13 protein-coding genes are annotated in these 14113 nt (G+C 74.5%); 5 read left to right on the top strand and 8 right to left on the bottom strand.

Going from position 1 to position 14113, the window contains the following annotated elements; genetic code table 11:
• Both LE181_RS27865 and LE181_RS27870 read left to right on the top strand, forming a co-directional pair.
• A partial coding sequence (locus LE181_RS27865; protein ID WP_225664272.1) for an MFS transporter occupies positions 1-614 on the top strand: 614 nt, incomplete at its 5' end.
• A 146-nt stretch (positions 615-760) separates the two neighbouring features.
• Positions 761-2032 (top strand): globin domain-containing protein, encoded by a 1272-nt coding sequence (locus LE181_RS27870; protein ID WP_225664273.1) that lies wholly within the window; start codon positions 761-763, stop codon positions 2030-2032.
• Between the two features lie 12 nt (positions 2033-2044).
• Here the strand turns inward: LE181_RS27870 and LE181_RS27875 are convergent, their stop codons facing one another.
• The 3 genes from LE181_RS27875 to LE181_RS27885 all read right to left on the bottom strand — a co-directional run bounded on the left by LE181_RS27875 (position 2045) and on the right by LE181_RS27885 (position 5698).
• Positions 2045-2722, bottom strand: a complete 678-nt coding sequence (locus LE181_RS27875) for a CBS domain-containing protein (RefSeq protein WP_225664283.1) — start codon at positions 2720-2722, stop codon at positions 2045-2047.
• Between the two features lie 111 nt (positions 2723-2833).
• Complete coding sequence (locus tag LE181_RS27880) at positions 2834-4066, bottom strand: alginate lyase family protein (protein WP_372458519.1); 1233 nt, start codon at positions 4064-4066, stop codon at positions 2834-2836.
• 126 nt (positions 4067-4192) lie between these two features.
• Positions 4193-5698, bottom strand: coding sequence for an aminotransferase class I/II-fold pyridoxal phosphate-dependent enzyme (locus tag LE181_RS27885; protein ID WP_225664275.1), 1506 nt, complete (start codon positions 5696-5698; stop codon positions 4193-4195).
• A 208-nt stretch (positions 5699-5906) separates the two neighbouring features.
• Between LE181_RS27885 and qcrB the strand changes: the two genes are divergently transcribed.
• The gene (qcrB, locus tag LE181_RS27890) at positions 5907-7550 is read left to right on the top strand and encodes a cytochrome bc1 complex cytochrome b subunit (protein ID WP_225664276.1); all 1644 of its coding nucleotides are present in this window, start codon (positions 5907-5909) and stop codon (positions 7548-7550) included.
• Positions 7551-7583: 33 nt separating this feature from the next.
• On the opposite strand, the gene LE181_RS27895 is transcribed toward qcrB, so the two are convergent.
• The 3 genes from LE181_RS27895 to LE181_RS27905 all read right to left on the bottom strand — a co-directional run bounded on the left by LE181_RS27895 (position 7584) and on the right by LE181_RS27905 (position 10546).
• The gene (locus LE181_RS27895) at positions 7584-7973 is read right to left on the bottom strand and encodes a cytochrome c oxidase subunit 4 (protein ID WP_225664277.1); all 390 of its coding nucleotides are present in this window, start codon (positions 7971-7973) and stop codon (positions 7584-7586) included.
• Positions 7970-9685: an aa3-type cytochrome oxidase subunit I gene (ctaD, locus tag LE181_RS27900; RefSeq protein WP_225664278.1), complete on the bottom strand. Its 1716-nt coding sequence runs from the start codon at positions 9683-9685 to the stop codon at positions 7970-7972. Before ctaD ends, LE181_RS27895 begins: the two co-directional genes overlap by 4 nt.
• Before the next feature lie 75 nt (positions 9686-9760).
• Positions 9761-10546, bottom strand: a complete 786-nt coding sequence (locus tag LE181_RS27905; protein ID WP_225664279.1) for an ANTAR domain-containing response regulator — start codon at positions 10544-10546, stop codon at positions 9761-9763.
• Between the two features lie 165 nt (positions 10547-10711).
• On the opposite strand from LE181_RS27905, the gene LE181_RS27910 reads away from it, so the two are divergent.
• Positions 10712-10966 (top strand): WhiB family transcriptional regulator, encoded by a 255-nt coding sequence (locus LE181_RS27910; RefSeq protein ID WP_225664280.1) that lies wholly within the window; start codon positions 10712-10714, stop codon positions 10964-10966.
• A gap of 507 nt (positions 10967-11473) precedes the next feature.
• Positions 11474-12667: a PAS domain-containing protein gene (locus tag LE181_RS27915; protein ID WP_225664281.1), complete on the top strand. Its 1194-nt coding sequence runs from the start codon at positions 11474-11476 to the stop codon at positions 12665-12667.
• On the opposite strand, the gene LE181_RS27920 is transcribed toward LE181_RS27915, so the two are convergent.
• Both LE181_RS27920 and LE181_RS27925 read right to left on the bottom strand, forming a co-directional pair.
• Positions 12651-13427, bottom strand: coding sequence for a SigB/SigF/SigG family RNA polymerase sigma factor (locus LE181_RS27920; RefSeq protein ID WP_225664282.1), 777 nt, complete (start codon positions 13425-13427; stop codon positions 12651-12653). The genes LE181_RS27915 and LE181_RS27920 overlap by 17 nt on opposite strands.
• Before the next feature lie 253 nt (positions 13428-13680).
• Positions 13681-14100 (bottom strand): CBS domain-containing protein, encoded by a 420-nt coding sequence (locus LE181_RS27925; RefSeq protein ID WP_225664284.1) that lies wholly within the window; start codon positions 14098-14100, stop codon positions 13681-13683.
• Positions 14101-14113: the final 13 nt, after the last annotated feature.

Consider the following 14113-nt stretch of genomic DNA (forward strand, 5'->3'; position numbering starts at 1 on the left):
CCGGAGGGGATCCGGCCCCCGGCACCCCGCAGGCGGCGCCCGCCCCGCGCGCCGGCACCCGGGGGCTCGCCACCGGTACCGCGGTCATGGTCCTCAGCCAGCTCGTGATGATCGCCATCATGACGATGACGCCCGTCCACATGACGGCCCACGGCCACAGCACCGAGGCGGCCGGCCTCGTCATCGCCCTCCACGTGGGCTCGATGTACCTGCCCTCGCCGCTCTCCGGCCTCCTCGTCGACCGCATCGGCCGGCTGCGGGTCGCGGCCGCCTCCGGCCTGACCCTCCTCGCCGCGGGCCTCCTGGCGGCCCTCGCACCACCACACTCCACCCCCGCCCTCGCCGCGGCGCTCGTCCTGCTCGGCATCGGCTGGAACTTCGGCCTCGTCAGCGGCACCGCCGTCATCACCGACGCCGTGCCGCTCGCCAGCCGCGCCGCCACCCAGGGCCTGGTCGACGTCGGCATAGCCGTCGCCGGCGCCACCGGAGGCATGGCGTCCGGCCTGGTCGTGGCCTCCGGCGGCTACCCCACGCTGGCGGTGGGCGGTGGCCTCCTCGCCCTCGCGATCCTGCCCGTCCTCGCGCTCACCACCCGTGCGGGACACGCCTCCTGACGTACCGTCCGGCGATCGCGCCAGGGCCGAACGGCCCTGTCATCCCGGGCCCATCGGGCATGTTTCACGGGTGAAATACTGCCGTGCGCTCTGCCCCTGAAGGCCCCCGAGCGCCCATGCGTACGCAGTACAAGGAGAACCCGCCCGTGAACACCCCCCGGGGCAACGACTACTACGCGCTGCTCGCCCGCCACGACGCGATGCGGCTGCGCCGGCAGCTGCTCGCACCGGGCCCCTCCCCCTCGTCCGGCGCCGCGGCCGGCCGGAGCCCGGCGGACTGCCCCGGCACGGACGAGACCGACCGGCAGCTGATCCTGGACCGGCTCCACCTCGTCACCCCCTTCGACGAGCTCATCACCCACCTCTACGACGTCATGTTCCGCCGCTGGCCCTACCTGCGGTCGCTGTTCCCGGAATCCATGGCCTTCCAGCAGGAACACCTGGCCCGGATGTTCCAGTACCTGACGGACCATCTGGACCGGCCGGACGAGGTGACCGGCACCTTCACCCGGCTGGGCCGCGACCACCGCAAGCTCGGGGTCCGGCCGGTGCACTACGAAGCCTTCGAAGCGTCCCTGCGCGAGGCGTTACGCCGCCAGGCGGGCGGGCAGTGGACCGTCGAGCTGGAGCGGGCCTGGCTGCGCATGCTGCGTTCCGCCGTCGCCGCCATGGTCGCCGGCGCGGACGCCGCCCTCACCGAGCCGCCGTACTGGCACGCGGTGGTGGTCGGACACGAGCTGCGCCGCCCCGACCTCGCGGTGCTGCGCGTCAGGACCCACGAGCCCTACCCCTACCGCCCCGGCCAGTACGGGGCCCTGGAGTCGCCGCTGCTCCCGCACGCCTGGCGGCAGTACTCCCTCGCGTGCGCGCCCCGCCCCGACAACGTCCTGGAGTTCCACGTCCGGCGGACCGGCACCGGCGGGGTGAGCGAGGCGCTCGTCTCCCGCACGGGCGTCGGGGACGCCCTGCGGCTCGGTCCGGCCGCCGGGACGATGACGCTGGACGACGAGGGGGACCACGACCTGCTGCTGGTGGCGGGCGGCACCGGACTGGCCCCGGTCAAGGCCCTCCTGGAAGAGCTGGCCGTCCGCCGGACCGGCCGACGGACCGTCCACCTCTTCCTGGGCGCCCGCCACGGCGCCGACCTCTACGACGCCGAGTGGCTGACCACCATGGAGCGCCGCAGGCCCTGGCTGCGCGTGGTGCCGGTACTGGACGAGGGCTCCGGCCCGGGGGCGGGCAACGGCACCGTGGCCGACGCCCTCGCGCGCCACGGCGACTGGACGGGCCACCGGGCCTACGTCAGCGGCCCGCCGGGCATGGTGCGCGTCACGGTGCGCCGCCTGCGGGAGCTGGGCGTGTCCGCCGCGCACATTCATCACGACCCGGTGCCGGACGCGGGCGAACGGAGCGGATGACGGACCCCGCCCTCACTCGCCCCCGGCGCCGCCCGCCTCGGTGTCCTCGGCCTCCGCGCTCAAGTGGTGGTCGACGCTGACGACGCCGTCCACGCTCTGACAGAGCTGCACGAGCACGGGGACGAGGCTGCGGCGCCGCACCGAGCCGCTCAGTCGCACCTGGCCGTTGGTCACCTCGACGCCGACGGCCGACGGCGGCTCGCGCAGCGTGCGCACGAGAACGTCCTCGATGATCTCCTCGCGGATGGCGCGGTCGGTGCGCAGGAAGACGCGCAGCAGGTCACCACGGCTGACCAGGCCCACCAGACGGCCCGTGTCGTCGGTCACCGGCAGCCGCTTGACGCGGTGCTCCTCCATCGCGCGGGCGGCCTCCACCACGCTCCACTCGGGCCGGGCGCAGATGGCCGGACTGGTCATCAGGCCCTCGGCGGTCGTCGCCGCGTGCTTCGGGCCCGCCAGCGGGCCCGCGGGGTCCAGCTCGAACAGCCCGGCAGGGTCCGGCTGCCGGGACGCCTTCGCCAGCAGGTCGGCCTCGGAGACCACCCCCACCGGCCGGTCCTCGGCGTCCACCACCGGCACCGCGGTGATGTCGTGCTCGTGCAGCACGTGCACGATCTCCGTGAACAGCGTGCCGCGCTGGACCCGGACGACCGAGTGGGTCATCAGATCGCCAACGGTTCTGTGCTGCAACATGCCCCGTCCTTTCCGTGCACCGGGAGCCGGGCGCGGCGCCGGTGGCCCCCGGGGGGTGCCTCCAGCCTTGCACACGCCGATCACCCGGCGGACGGAGGTGGCGAACCGTCACCCGGGGTTGCCGGCGTGGGTCAGCGTCTCCCAGGCGACGAAGAGGTCGTCGGTGCCCGTGTCCCCGTGCCGCCGCTGCCGTTGGGCGACCTGCTGGGCGTCCGGCAGTGGGGACCCGTCGCGGTGGACGAAGTGGTTGAGGAGCACTTCCGTGTCCGGGCCCATCGCCGTGCTCAGCCTCCCGCCGCACAGCCACGAGGGCACGGTGTCGCCCAGCTGGTACCCGGCGTGGAAGGTCAGCGCCGCGCGCAGCCGGTCGCCGGCCTCGGCGTACAGGTCGACGCCCTGGTGCCAGGCGGTCTCCGCCATGTGGCCGGTGGCCGCGAGGGCGTAGCCGACGTGCCGGAAGTTGCGGCAGGTCTCCTGGGCGAGGCCGTCCACGAACCTGCGCTGGCCGAACCAGTACGTCCTGAGCCCGGACGCGCTGCCGATGCTGCTGTGCGGCGGCCGCTGGGGCAGCGGCCCGTCGTCGCGCACGTAGAAGTACGCCGGGACGCGGGCCCGGAAGCGGACGACGGCCGCGTCGAACGCGTCGGCGTCGTCGAGGAACACCGCGATGCCCATCGCGGCGTCCGTCATCGCCAGGTCCCAGTTCCCGTTGTAGTCCGCGACGTCCGCCGTGACCTGGGGCAGGTAGGCGGTGCGCAGCATCGTCGCGAACCGCCGTGCGCGGCTGCGCGGCCAGTCGTCGTACGTGGAGCGGACGATCTCGCCGGCCCGGGCCCAGGAGCTGCCGGCCCAGGCCGCCTGCAGGGGGGCGTTGCCCTCGGTGTGGTCGTCGAGCACCGCGGACCAGGCGTCCATGATCTGCACGGCCTTGTCGGCGTGCGCGGCCTTCCCGGTGATGTACCAGAGCAGCGCGTGCGTGTAGGCGGCGAGCGCGTCCTGCCGCTCCTCCACGCATCCCCGGCCGGGGCGGGAGCCCGGCGGGCACCGGACGACCGAGGTGGGCCTGGGCGTGTAGGAGAGGGATCCGTAGCGGTCGGTGCGCATCGCCCGGTAGGCCGAACGCCACGGCTCGGCCCGGCCGGCGGCCCGCTCCCGGACCGCGTCGAGCTGGGCGCGGTTGAGCAGGACGCCGGGATGGGTGAAGCGCCGCACGGGCCCCGCCCGCCGCTCCGGGGCGGGCGCCGGCCGCGCCGCCGCCCCGGGCCGGGCCGTCGTACCGGCGGGCACGGCGGACGCGAGCGGCGCGGCCGGTGGCAGGAGCAGGAGCAGGACGGTGACCAGGACGGTCAGGGACAGGGCGGTCGGGGATATCCAGGGCAGGACGCCGGTGCGGCACCATGCCGCCCGGCCGGTCGCCCTTCGCCGGGCTGCGGGCACGTCACACCTCCGGTGCGTACGTGCCCAGCCTCACCCCCGGAGGCGGCTCCCGCCCGGTGTGTTGCGCCGATCGGTGCCCTTGCACACCCGGACCGTGCGCAGTGCCGGGTCGACGGCGTCCGGAAGGTGCATGCCGGCCTCGACGCCGCTGCGCAGGTAGTCCAGGACGGGGGCCGTCAGGAGCTCGCCGGGCAGCGCCGCGGGAATGCCCGGGGGATAGGGCGTCAGCATCTCGGCGGCGATGCGCCCGGCGGCCCGGTCCAGCGGTACGTCCTCCACCGGGCCGAAGTACGCCTCGCGCGGCGGGCACACCTGCTCCAGCCGCAGTTCCTCCGGCGCCGGGACCAGGACGCGGGGCGCGGGGCGCAGTTCCTCGGCCCGGTGGGCGAGCTCGCCCAGGGCGGTGAGCAGGGCGGCCGTCGTCCCGTCGTCGTCGGCGTGGGTGAGCTGGGCGCTGATCCGGCGGTGGTCCGCCAGGTGCAGGTCGATGCGGTGGTGCTCGCGCAGCCAGTCCGCGGCCCGGTAGCCGGTGGTGCCCAGGGCGGCCACGTCGATGACGACGGGCAGCGGGTCGAGGTCCGCCGCCAGGCCGGGCCCGGTGCAGTCGGCGCGGTCGTACACGTGCAGCCCGTCGACGAGCTCGATGTCCGCGCGGACCGCCGCGGCCAGCTCCAGCGCCTCGCCCAGCAGTTCGCGGCCGTGCAGGGCCATCCGCCGCCGCCAGCCGTCGATGCCGGCGAGGATCAGCACCGAAGGGCTGGTGGTGCCCAGCAGGTCGGCGCGGGAGGCGAGGGCCGCCGCCTCGATCAGATCGCCCTGCAGGTGGAAGACCGAGCCCTGCTCCAGCCCGCTGCCCATCTTGTGGATGCTGGTCACGCAGACGTCGGCCCCGGCGTCCATGGCCCACGCCGGCAGCCCGGGGTGGAAGGGCAGGTGGGCGCCCCACGCCTCGTCCACGACCAGGGGCAGCGAACGGCGGTGGCACACCTCGGCGATCCCGGCGAGGTCCGCGCAGGAGCCGTACGGCGTCGGGCTGGTGACCAGCGCCCCGCGGGCGCCGGGGTGCGCCCGGAAGGCGTCCTCGAACGCCTGGGCCGACGGGGGGTGCGCCAGATGGCGGGCGGCGTCCCACTGCGGGTCGACCCACACCGGGCGGATCCCGGCCAGGATCAGCCCGGAGACCACGGATTTGTGCGCGTCCCGGCCCAGGAGCACCTCCTCGTGCGGCCCGGCGACCGCGAGCATCGCCGCCTTGACCGACAGGGAACTGCCGCAGGTGGTGAAGAAGGTGTGCTCCGCGTGGACCGCGTCGGCCATGAGCGCCTCGGCCCGCTCCCGCACCCGTCCCCGGGTGCGGCGGTCGTCCAGTCCGCCGGAGGCCAGGACGTCGGCGTGGAAGACCGCGTCCCCCAGCCCCTGGCGCACGAACGAGCCGGCGCCGCGGGCCTGCTTGTGGCCGGGCGGCGTGAACGGCAGCCGGCCACGGCCGTGGTAGTCGGCGAGCGCCTGAAGAATGGGCGCCTGTGCGTGGTCCATCCGAGTTTCCTCCCCGCGCGGACACCGGAAGCCGGGAAATCCCCACCGCACGGGTGACCCGTCACGCCCGGCGGAAACCTGCGCGCGCGGCCCCCTGTTCTGCCTAATCCCCGGCCGGGCGGCGATTAGCCGGACCGGGGGCCGGTTACCCATCAGCCGCGGCGGCGCGGCGGGCCCCGGCCGCGCCGGACGACGAGGAGCGTGACGGATGCTGTTCCGGAAACGGAAGGAGAGGGCCAAGGAGGCGGCCCGCGCGGCGGCGGTGGCCGGCTTCGAGGCCCTGGACCGGCGGCTGCCGGCCACGGAGACCGCCGGTGCGCTGATGCGCAAGGCGTTCCCCGACCACTGGTCCTACTTCCTGGGCGAACTCGCCCTCTACAGCCTCGTCGTCCTCGTCGTCACCGGCACGTACCTGACCCTCTTCTTCGACCCGGGCATGACCGAGACCGTCTACGAGGGCTCCTTCGCCCCACTGCGGGGCCTGCGGATGTCCCAGGCGTACGCGACCACGGTCGGCCTCAGCTTCGACGTGCGCGGCGGGCTGCTCATCCGGCAGGTGCACCACTGGGCGGCGCTGGTCTTCGTCGCCGCGATCGGCGTCCACATGCTGCGCATCTTCTTCACCGGGGCCTTCCGCAGGCCGCGCGAGGCGAACTGGACCGTGGGCGTGACGCTGTTCCTCCTCGCCCTGCTGGAGGGCTTCTGCGGCTACTCCCTGCCGGACGACCTGCTGTCCGGGACCGGCATGCGGACCGCGAACAGCATCGTGATGTCCATCCCGGTCGTCGGCACCTACCTGAGCTCCTTCATCTGGCGCGGCCCGTTCCCCGGCGACCTCGTCATCCCCCGCCTGTACGTCGTGCACGTGCTGTTCGTGCCCGGCGTGCTGCTGGCGCTGGTCGCCCTCCACCTCTACCTGGTCGTCTACCTCAAGCACACCCACTGGAGCTCCCGGGGCAGGACGAACCGCAACGCCGTGGGCATGCCGATGTTCCCGCACTTCACCGCCAAGTCCGCCGGCCTGATGATGATGGTGGCCGGCGCGCTCGTCCTCCTCGGCGCCCTCGGCCAGATCAACCCGGTGTGGAACTACGGCCCCTACCGGGCCGACCAGGTCGCCACCGGCGCCCAGCCGGACTGGTACGTCGGCTTCCTCGAAGGCGCCCTGCGCCTGATGCCGCCCTGGGAGGACGTGGTGGCCGGGCACACCCTGATGTGGAACGTCCTGGTGCCGGCCGTGGTGCTGCCCGGGGTCCTGTTCATGATCCTGTACGCCTACCCCTGGTTCGAGAAGTGGGTCACCGGCGACCGCACCGAGCACCACCTGTGCGACCGCCCCCGCGACCGTCCCACCCGCACCGGGCTCGGGGTGGCGGCCGTCGTCTGCTATGGGCTGCTGTTGCTGGCCGGCGGGAACGACGTGATCGCCTACAGCTTCCGGCTCTCCGTCAACAGCCTGACCTGGACGCTGCGGGTGCTCGTCGTCGTCGGGCCCGTGCTGGCGTTCTGGGCCACCAAGCGGCTGTGCCTGGCGCTCCAGGCGCGCGACCGGCGGCGCCTGACGGAGGGCGAGGAGACCGGCGAGGTGGAGCAGAACGTCTCCGGGGGGCTCGGCGAAGGCCACCAGCCGCTGACGGCCCAGGAGGGCTACCGGCTGCTGGTGCGCGAGGTCCCCGCGCCGCTGCCCTCTCCCGGGGGCCGGGCGCCGCGCCGCACCCGGCTGCGGGTGGCGCTCAGCTCCTGGTACTACCGCGACCGCGTGGAGATGCCCGCCACCGCCGAGCAGCGGCGCCAGATCGCCGGCCGGCTCCAGGAGCCGGTGCTGGAGAAGGCCACGGAGACGAAGGACTGACGCGGGCCGGCGAGCGGCCGTACGGCCGTGGGGCTAGTCGCGGTCCACGAACTCGAAGACCATGCCCGCCACCCCGGCCCCCAGGATCCCGACGGCCACCACGAACAGCCACAGCCCGTAGACGACACCCACCGCGAGCAGAGCGACGCCGAGCGCGGTCAGCACCGGGTAGGCGCTGTGCGGCGGGAAGAAGTCGAGCGGCCCCGCACGGTCGGCGATCGCGGAGTCCTCGCGGTCCTCCGGCCGCGGGCCGCGGCGGCGGTAGTTCACGGTGAAGAAGAACGACACCACCGAGGCCATCAGGAAGGACACCGTCAGGGCGGCCGTGCCGGCCGGCTCCCGCCCGGACCACCACGCGTAACCGGCGTCGGTGACGAGGAAGAAACCGGCGACCCCGCCGAACAGCCACGCCTCGGTCTTCATGCGCCGCTCCCGCCGTGCGGCCCGGCGACGGGCCCGGCCGTCCCCGCCGCGGGCAGCGCCGCCGCCTCGGGATGGTGCAGGTCGAACGCGGGGGAGTCGGAGCGCACCTGGGGCAGGGCCACGAAGTTGTGCCGGGGCGGCGGGCACGACGTCGCCCATTCCAGGGAGCGCCCGAAGCCCCAGGGGTCGTCGGTCCGCACCCGGGGCGCGTACCGGGCGGTGCGCCAGACGTTGTAGAGGAAGGGGAGGGTGGACAGGCCCAGCAGGAACGAGCCGATGGAGGAGAGGGTGTTCAGCGTGGTGAAGCCGTCCGCGGCGAGGTAGTCGGAGTAGCGCCGCGGCATGCCGCCCTCGCCGAGCCAGTGCTGGACCAGGAAGGTGAGCTGGAAGCCGGCGAACAGCGTGAAGAAGTGCACCTTCCCCAGGCGCTCGTCGAGCAGGCGCCCCGTCCACTTGGGCCACCAGAAGTAGAAGCCGCCGAACATCGCGAAGACGACCGTGCCGAACAGCACGTAGTGCAGGTGGGCCACGATGAAATAGGAGTCGGTCACCTGGAAGTCCAGGGGCGGGGAGGCGATGAGGACCCCGCTCAGGCCCCCGAGCAGGAACGTCACGAGGAAGCCGGTCGCCCACAGCATCGGGGTCTCGAAGGACACGGAGCCCTTCCACATCGTGCCGATCCAGTTGAAGAACTTCACGCCGGTGGGAACGGCGATCAGGAAGGACAGCAGCGAGAAGAAGGGCAGCAGCACGGCACCGGTGGCGAACATGTGGTGGGCCCAGACGCTGGCCGACAGCATGGTGATGGCGATCGTCGCCCCGACCATCCCGGCGTAGCCGAAGAGCGGCTTCCGGCTGAAGACCGGGATGATCTCGGTGATCACGCCGAAGAAGGGCAGCGCGACGATGTAGACCTCGGGATGGCCGAAGAACCAGAACAGGTGCTGCCACAGGAGCGCCCCGCCGTTGGCCGCGTCGAAGACGTGCGCCCCGAACTTCCGGTCCGCCTCCAGGGCCAGGAGCGCCGCCGTCAGCACGGGGAAGGCGAGCAGCGCGAGGATGGAGGTGAAGAGGATGTTCCAGGTGAAGACCGGCATCCGGAACATCGTCATGCCCGGGGCGCGCAGCGTGACGATGGTGGCGATGAAGTTGACCGAGCCCAGCGTGGTGCTCATCCCCGCGACCACCAGGCCCATCGCCCACAGGTCACCGCCCGCTCCCGGCGAACGCACCGCACTGTTCAGCGGCGCGTAGGCGAACCAGCCGAAGGACGCCGCGCCCTCGGGGGTGAGGAAGCCGGAGACCACGGTGAGCCCGCCGAAGAGGAACAGCCAGTACGTCAGCGCGTTCAGGCGGGGGAAGGCGACGTCGGGCGCGCCGATCTGCAACGGCATCACGGCGTTGGCGAAGCCCGCGAACATCGGGGTGGCGAACAGCAGCATCATCACCGTGCCGTGAATGGTGACGAGCTGGTTGTACTGCCCGTTGCTGAAGATCTGCAGCCCCGGCCGGGCCAGCTCCGCGCGCATCAGCATCGCCAGGAGTCCGCCCAGCAGGAAGAAGGCGAACGCGGTCACCAAGTACATGTTCCCGATGACCTTGTGGTCGGTGGTGGTGAGGTAGCCCAGGAGCCGGACGCCCAGCCTGGTGCGGGGGCTGTCCGTGCTCTCGGAGGTCCCGGCGGCCGGCGTCCGGTCCTTCAGCTGCGGCATCGCTTCTCCGTGTGCCGGGCGAAGTCTGTGCCGAGACCTGCCGTTCGTCAGCGGGCGCCTCGTGTCTAGCCGCCATCACCGCCCGGCAAACCCCGCCTGCGCCATTCGGTCGTACGGCCGCGCAGGGGCGCCCCCGGCGGCGTGCGGCCCGGCCAGGTCCCGTCCCCGGCTGTCGACGACCGTGCGCGCCAGGTCGGCGAGTTTGCGGTTGGTGTGCTGGGAGATGCGGCGCAGCACCCCGAAGGCGGTGTCCGCCTCGCAGCCCAGGACGTGCATGACGATGCCGCACGCCTGGTCGATCACGGCCCGCGAGTGCAGGGCCGCGTCGAGCTGGTCGACGGTCGCCAGCGCCCGGCGGTAGCGGTTCTCCCGGGCGACCGCGTCGGTGAGCAACTGGCCGAGCAGGGCCGACGGCCCCTGCGCGGCGTGCGCCAGCCCGCCCGGGCGCAGCCGGTAGAGGGTGACGGTGACGCTCACTCCCTCGCGGCGGAAGGGCAGCGTCGCACTGGCCCGGATGCCGGTGCCCAGCGCACTGGCCCGGTAGCGGGGCCAGCGCTCGTCGGTGAGCAGGTCGTCCGCGTGCACGGGCTCATGGGTGCCCAGCGCGGTGGGGATGGGGCCGTCCGCCGCCCGCAACTGCACGGTGACGAGGTCGGCGAGGTCGGGGTGGGTCGCGGTGGTCGGCGGCTCGGCGCTGCCGTCCCACACGGTGGTCGTCGCGCCGCAGACGCCCGGTACGAGACGGGGGACCAGCTCGGTCAGCCGGGCGATCCGCTGCCCCCAGGGGGCGTCCGCCATGTCGCCGAGCAGCTCCGCGCCCGCCGACAGGGCCCCCGCCTGGGTCTCGGCGATGGCTTCCATGCAGGGCACCTGCCCACCGCGGGGCAGCGGAAACGGCCGCTCCGCACGGCGCCCCGAACCGTCAACCCTCGTTTCCCGCCACGGCCCGCGGGTACCCGCGCCGGGCGACGGACGCAGACGTAGGACACCCGAGAGGCACACGAGAAGGAAGGGAGGAGAGGGCAGATGGAATGGCTGCGACACGCGGCGTGCACCCGCGAGGACCCGGAACTGTTCTTCCCCGTGGGGACCGTGGGCCCCGCGGTGCAGCAGCAGGAGGAGGCCAAGAAGGTGTGCCGCCGCTGCCCGGTGCGGGCCCAGTGCCTGGACTTCGCCCTGCGCACGGGCCAGAACTCCGGTGTGTGGGGCGGCACGTGCGAGGCCGAACGCCGCCGCCTGCTGCGCCGCGCGGAGTACGCCCGCGCACACGGCCGCGCTTGAGCGACGCGGGCCGCCCCCCGAGGCGCCGGCCCGGCTCGGCGGCCGCGCACTCCGCCCCGGCGGTGAGTCCGCCCGGCGGCCGCCTGTGAGGAGGCTCCCGCAGCCGGTTCCGGCGCGGTGTGCCGGGCCCGGGCGCCGGTGAGGCTGGTGCCGGCCTGGCGTCGACGGCGGTGCGCTCCGCGTCGGCGGTGAGTCCGCCCGGCGGCCAGCCATGAAGAGGCTCCTGCAGTCGGCCGCGGCTCGATCGCCCGGGCCCGGGCGCCTGTGAGGCCGGTGCCCGCCCGGCCCGGTGACCGCGCGCCCCGCAGCGGCGGTGAGCCCGCGCGGCGGCCGCTCGTGAGGGGCTTCCGCAGCGGCGTGCCGGGCCCGGGCGCCTGCGAGGTCGCGGCCCGCCCGGCCCGGCGGCCGTGCACTTCGCCCCCGAGGAAGCCCCTCCGCAGGAGTCCCTCCGCAGCCGGCTCCGGATTGGCGTGCCGGGGGTGGGGCGGGGCGCACTATCGTGCCCCCATGAGTGGTGGTGGGCCTGACGGCTTCGGTGAGGAACTGGCGGACTTCCGGGCGAGGGTCCGGGAACTCGAAGGCGTCCGCGGGCTGCCGCCGGACCGGCGGCTGCGGGCCCTGGAGGCCGCTCTCACCGAACTGCGCTACGCCGCCGACGTGCTGGGGCCCCGCCACGACGAGCTGGCCCGCCGCACCCGCGCCGGGGCGGTCGCGGGCCGGCAGGAGGAACAGCTGCTGCGCGCCCTCTTCCAGCGGCTGCCCCTGCCGGTGGCGCTGCTGGACCGCGACGGTGCGATACGCCGGCTCAACCAGGGCGCGGCACGGCTGCTGGGCGTCGGCGCGGGGTACGCCACCGGCCGCTCCCTCACCGCGTTCCTCCAGCCGGCCGACCGGCCGGCCCTGCGCACCCAGGCCGCGGCCGTCGCCCGCGGGGACGGCGACCGCAGCATCGTCGTCGACCTGGTGCCGGGCGACGGCGCCCCGGGCGACCGCCGGCAGCTGACGCTGGTCGCGCTGCGCCCGCCGGGCGAGACGCACCACGCCGTCCTGACCGTTTTCCAGGCCCCCGGCCACGGTGTCCCGGCGCCCCGCCCGGCAGCCGCCGGTGACGGCACCGGCGGCGACGCGCGGCGGGCCCTGTCCGAGGCCACCCGCGAGACGCTGCTGCTGGACACCCTCGACGAGGTCACGGCCGCGCTGCTGACGGCCGGCAGCCGGGAGCCGGCGGCCGTGCTGGAGGCCGTGACGCGGGCCCTGCGCGGGACCGTCGCCGACTGGGCGATAGCCGACCTCGTGACGGAGGGCGGAACGCTGCGGCGGATCGCGGTGGCCGCCCCCGCGGCGGCCGGGGGCGACGGCGCGGCCGCCGCCGTCCTCGCCCAGGACCCGGCCTCCTGCCCGGTGGTGGTCGAGGCCGCGGCCGGGGGAGTGGTCACCGTCCGGGTGCGGCCCGAGGACGCCGCCTGCTTCGGCCACGACGAGGAGGGCACCGCACTGATCGCGCGGGCCGCCGTGGCGTCGCTGGTCTGCCTGCCGGTCCGCCGCCCCGCCGAGGCGGCGGTGGCCGCGGTCCTGACGCTCTTCCGCACGGGCGAGCCGGGCGGGCCCGGACCGTTCTCCATGCCGGAGGCGGGGGTCCTGGAGCGGGTGGCGCGCCACACGGGCCTGGCCCTGGGCCCGCCGCTCAGCCCCCGGCCATGATCTCGGTGCGCAGCTTCGTGCAGGTCCGGCTGAGCAGCCGCGAGACGTGCATCTGGGAGATGCCCAGCCGCTCGGCGATCTGGCGCTGCGTCATGTCGCGGAAGTAGCGCAGGTAGAGGATCTCCCGCTCGCGCTCCGGCAGCCGCCGCAGCCGCGGCTTGACCGCCTCCCGGTCCACGACCAGGTCCATGCCCGGATCGGCGGAGCCCAGCGCGTCGACCATGGTGCGCCCCTCGGAACCGGGCCGCTCGGCGTCGAGCGACAGCGTGGAGTAGCTGTCGATGGCGGCCAGGCCGATGCGCACCTCCTCCTCGCTGAGCAGGGCCCGTTCGGCGATCTCCCGGACGTCCGGGCCGCGCCCGTCCGGGCCGGGCGGCATTTCGTTGCGCACGCGCCGGACCCGGTTGCGCAGCTCCTGCACGCGCCGGGGGACGTGCACGCCCCACAGGTGGTCGCGGAAGTGCCGTTTGATCTCGCCGACCACGGTGGGCACGGCGAAGCTGGCGAACGCGGTCCCGCGGTCGGGGTCGTAGCGGTGGACGGCCTTGACCAGGCCGAGGGCCGCGACCTGCTGCAGGTCCTCGGCGGACTCGCCACGGTTGCGGAACTGCACGGCCAGGCGCTCGGCCATCGGCATCCAGGCCGTCACGGCCCGGCGGCGCAGCTCGTCCTGCTCCGGCCCCTTCGGCAGCCGGGCGATGCGGCGGAACACGTCGGCGGTGTCGGGGGCGTCGTCGTGCGGATGACGGGAAGGGCGCATGGGCGTCACAGGGCTCCTCAAGGGGTGGGACCTGCCCGGCCCGGCGGGGCGGTGACGCTCGCGGATGCCGGGGCACCGCCGCGCGACCAGGGCAGGGGATCCTGCTGCTGCGGCGTGCCTCCGGTCCGAAGCACACGGTGCGGGTGCCCCGCCACCGTGGGCCCAAACGCCCCCACCCGTATCCGGTCCGCCCCTCCCGCACGCGGGTGCCCCGCCCGGCAGGGCGCGCACCCGCGTGCGGCGCACGGAGGCGTCAGCGGTCGGGAGCCGCCCGGCTGATGTCCGCCAGGGCCGAGTGCGGATCCCGCTCCAGGGCGAGGTCCCCCAGGCTCACGACGCCCACGGCCCGGTCCTCCAGCACGACCGGCAGCCGCCGCACGGCGTACTGCCGCATCAGCGCGACGGCCTGCCCTGCGGGCTGGTACGGGCCGATCACCACCGGGTTCGGGGTGCACACCGAACCCGCGCTCAGCGCCAGCGGATCCGCCCCGTCGGCGACCGCGCGCACCGTGATGTCCCGGTCGGTGATCACCCCGACCACGAAGTCGTCGCTCGCGACCACCACGTCCCCGATGTCCTGATCACGCATCAGCTGCGCGACCTCGGCCAGCGAGGTCTCCGGCAGCACCGTCGCGACCTCGGCGCTCATCACGTCCTTGACCAGTCGGTCCATCGTCTCCTCCCCT

It is taken from the genome of Streptomyces sichuanensis (assembly GCF_020328095.1).
Lineage (GTDB): Bacteria > Actinomycetota > Actinomycetes > Streptomycetales > Streptomycetaceae > Streptomyces > Streptomyces cinnamoneus.

Excerpts from the sequence above, each read along its gene's own strand:
- LE181_RS27885 (WP_225664275.1), bottom strand. The coding sequence starts at position 5,698 with ATGGACCACGCACAGGCGCCCATTCTTCAGGCGCTCGCCGACTACCAC.
- qcrB (WP_225664276.1), top strand. The coding sequence starts at position 5,907 with ATGCTGTTCCGGAAACGGAAGGAGAGGGCCAAGGAGGCGGCCCGCGCG.
- LE181_RS27895 (WP_225664277.1), bottom strand. The coding sequence starts at position 7,973 with ATGAAGACCGAGGCGTGGCTGTTCGGCGGGGTCGCCGGTTTCTTCCTC.
- ctaD (WP_225664278.1), bottom strand. The coding sequence starts at position 9,685 with ATGCCGCAGCTGAAGGACCGGACGCCGGCCGCCGGGACCTCCGAGAGC.
- LE181_RS27905 (WP_225664279.1), bottom strand. The coding sequence starts at position 10,546 with ATGGAAGCCATCGCCGAGACCCAGGCGGGGGCCCTGTCGGCGGGCGCG.
- LE181_RS27910 (WP_225664280.1), top strand. The coding sequence starts at position 10,712 with ATGGAATGGCTGCGACACGCGGCGTGCACCCGCGAGGACCCGGAACTG.
- LE181_RS27915 (WP_225664281.1), top strand. The coding sequence starts at position 11,474 with ATGAGTGGTGGTGGGCCTGACGGCTTCGGTGAGGAACTGGCGGACTTC.
- LE181_RS27920 (WP_225664282.1), bottom strand. The coding sequence starts at position 13,427 with ATGCGCCCTTCCCGTCATCCGCACGACGACGCCCCCGACACCGCCGAC.
- LE181_RS27925 (WP_225664284.1), bottom strand. The coding sequence starts at position 14,100 with ATGGACCGACTGGTCAAGGACGTGATGAGCGCCGAGGTCGCGACGGTG.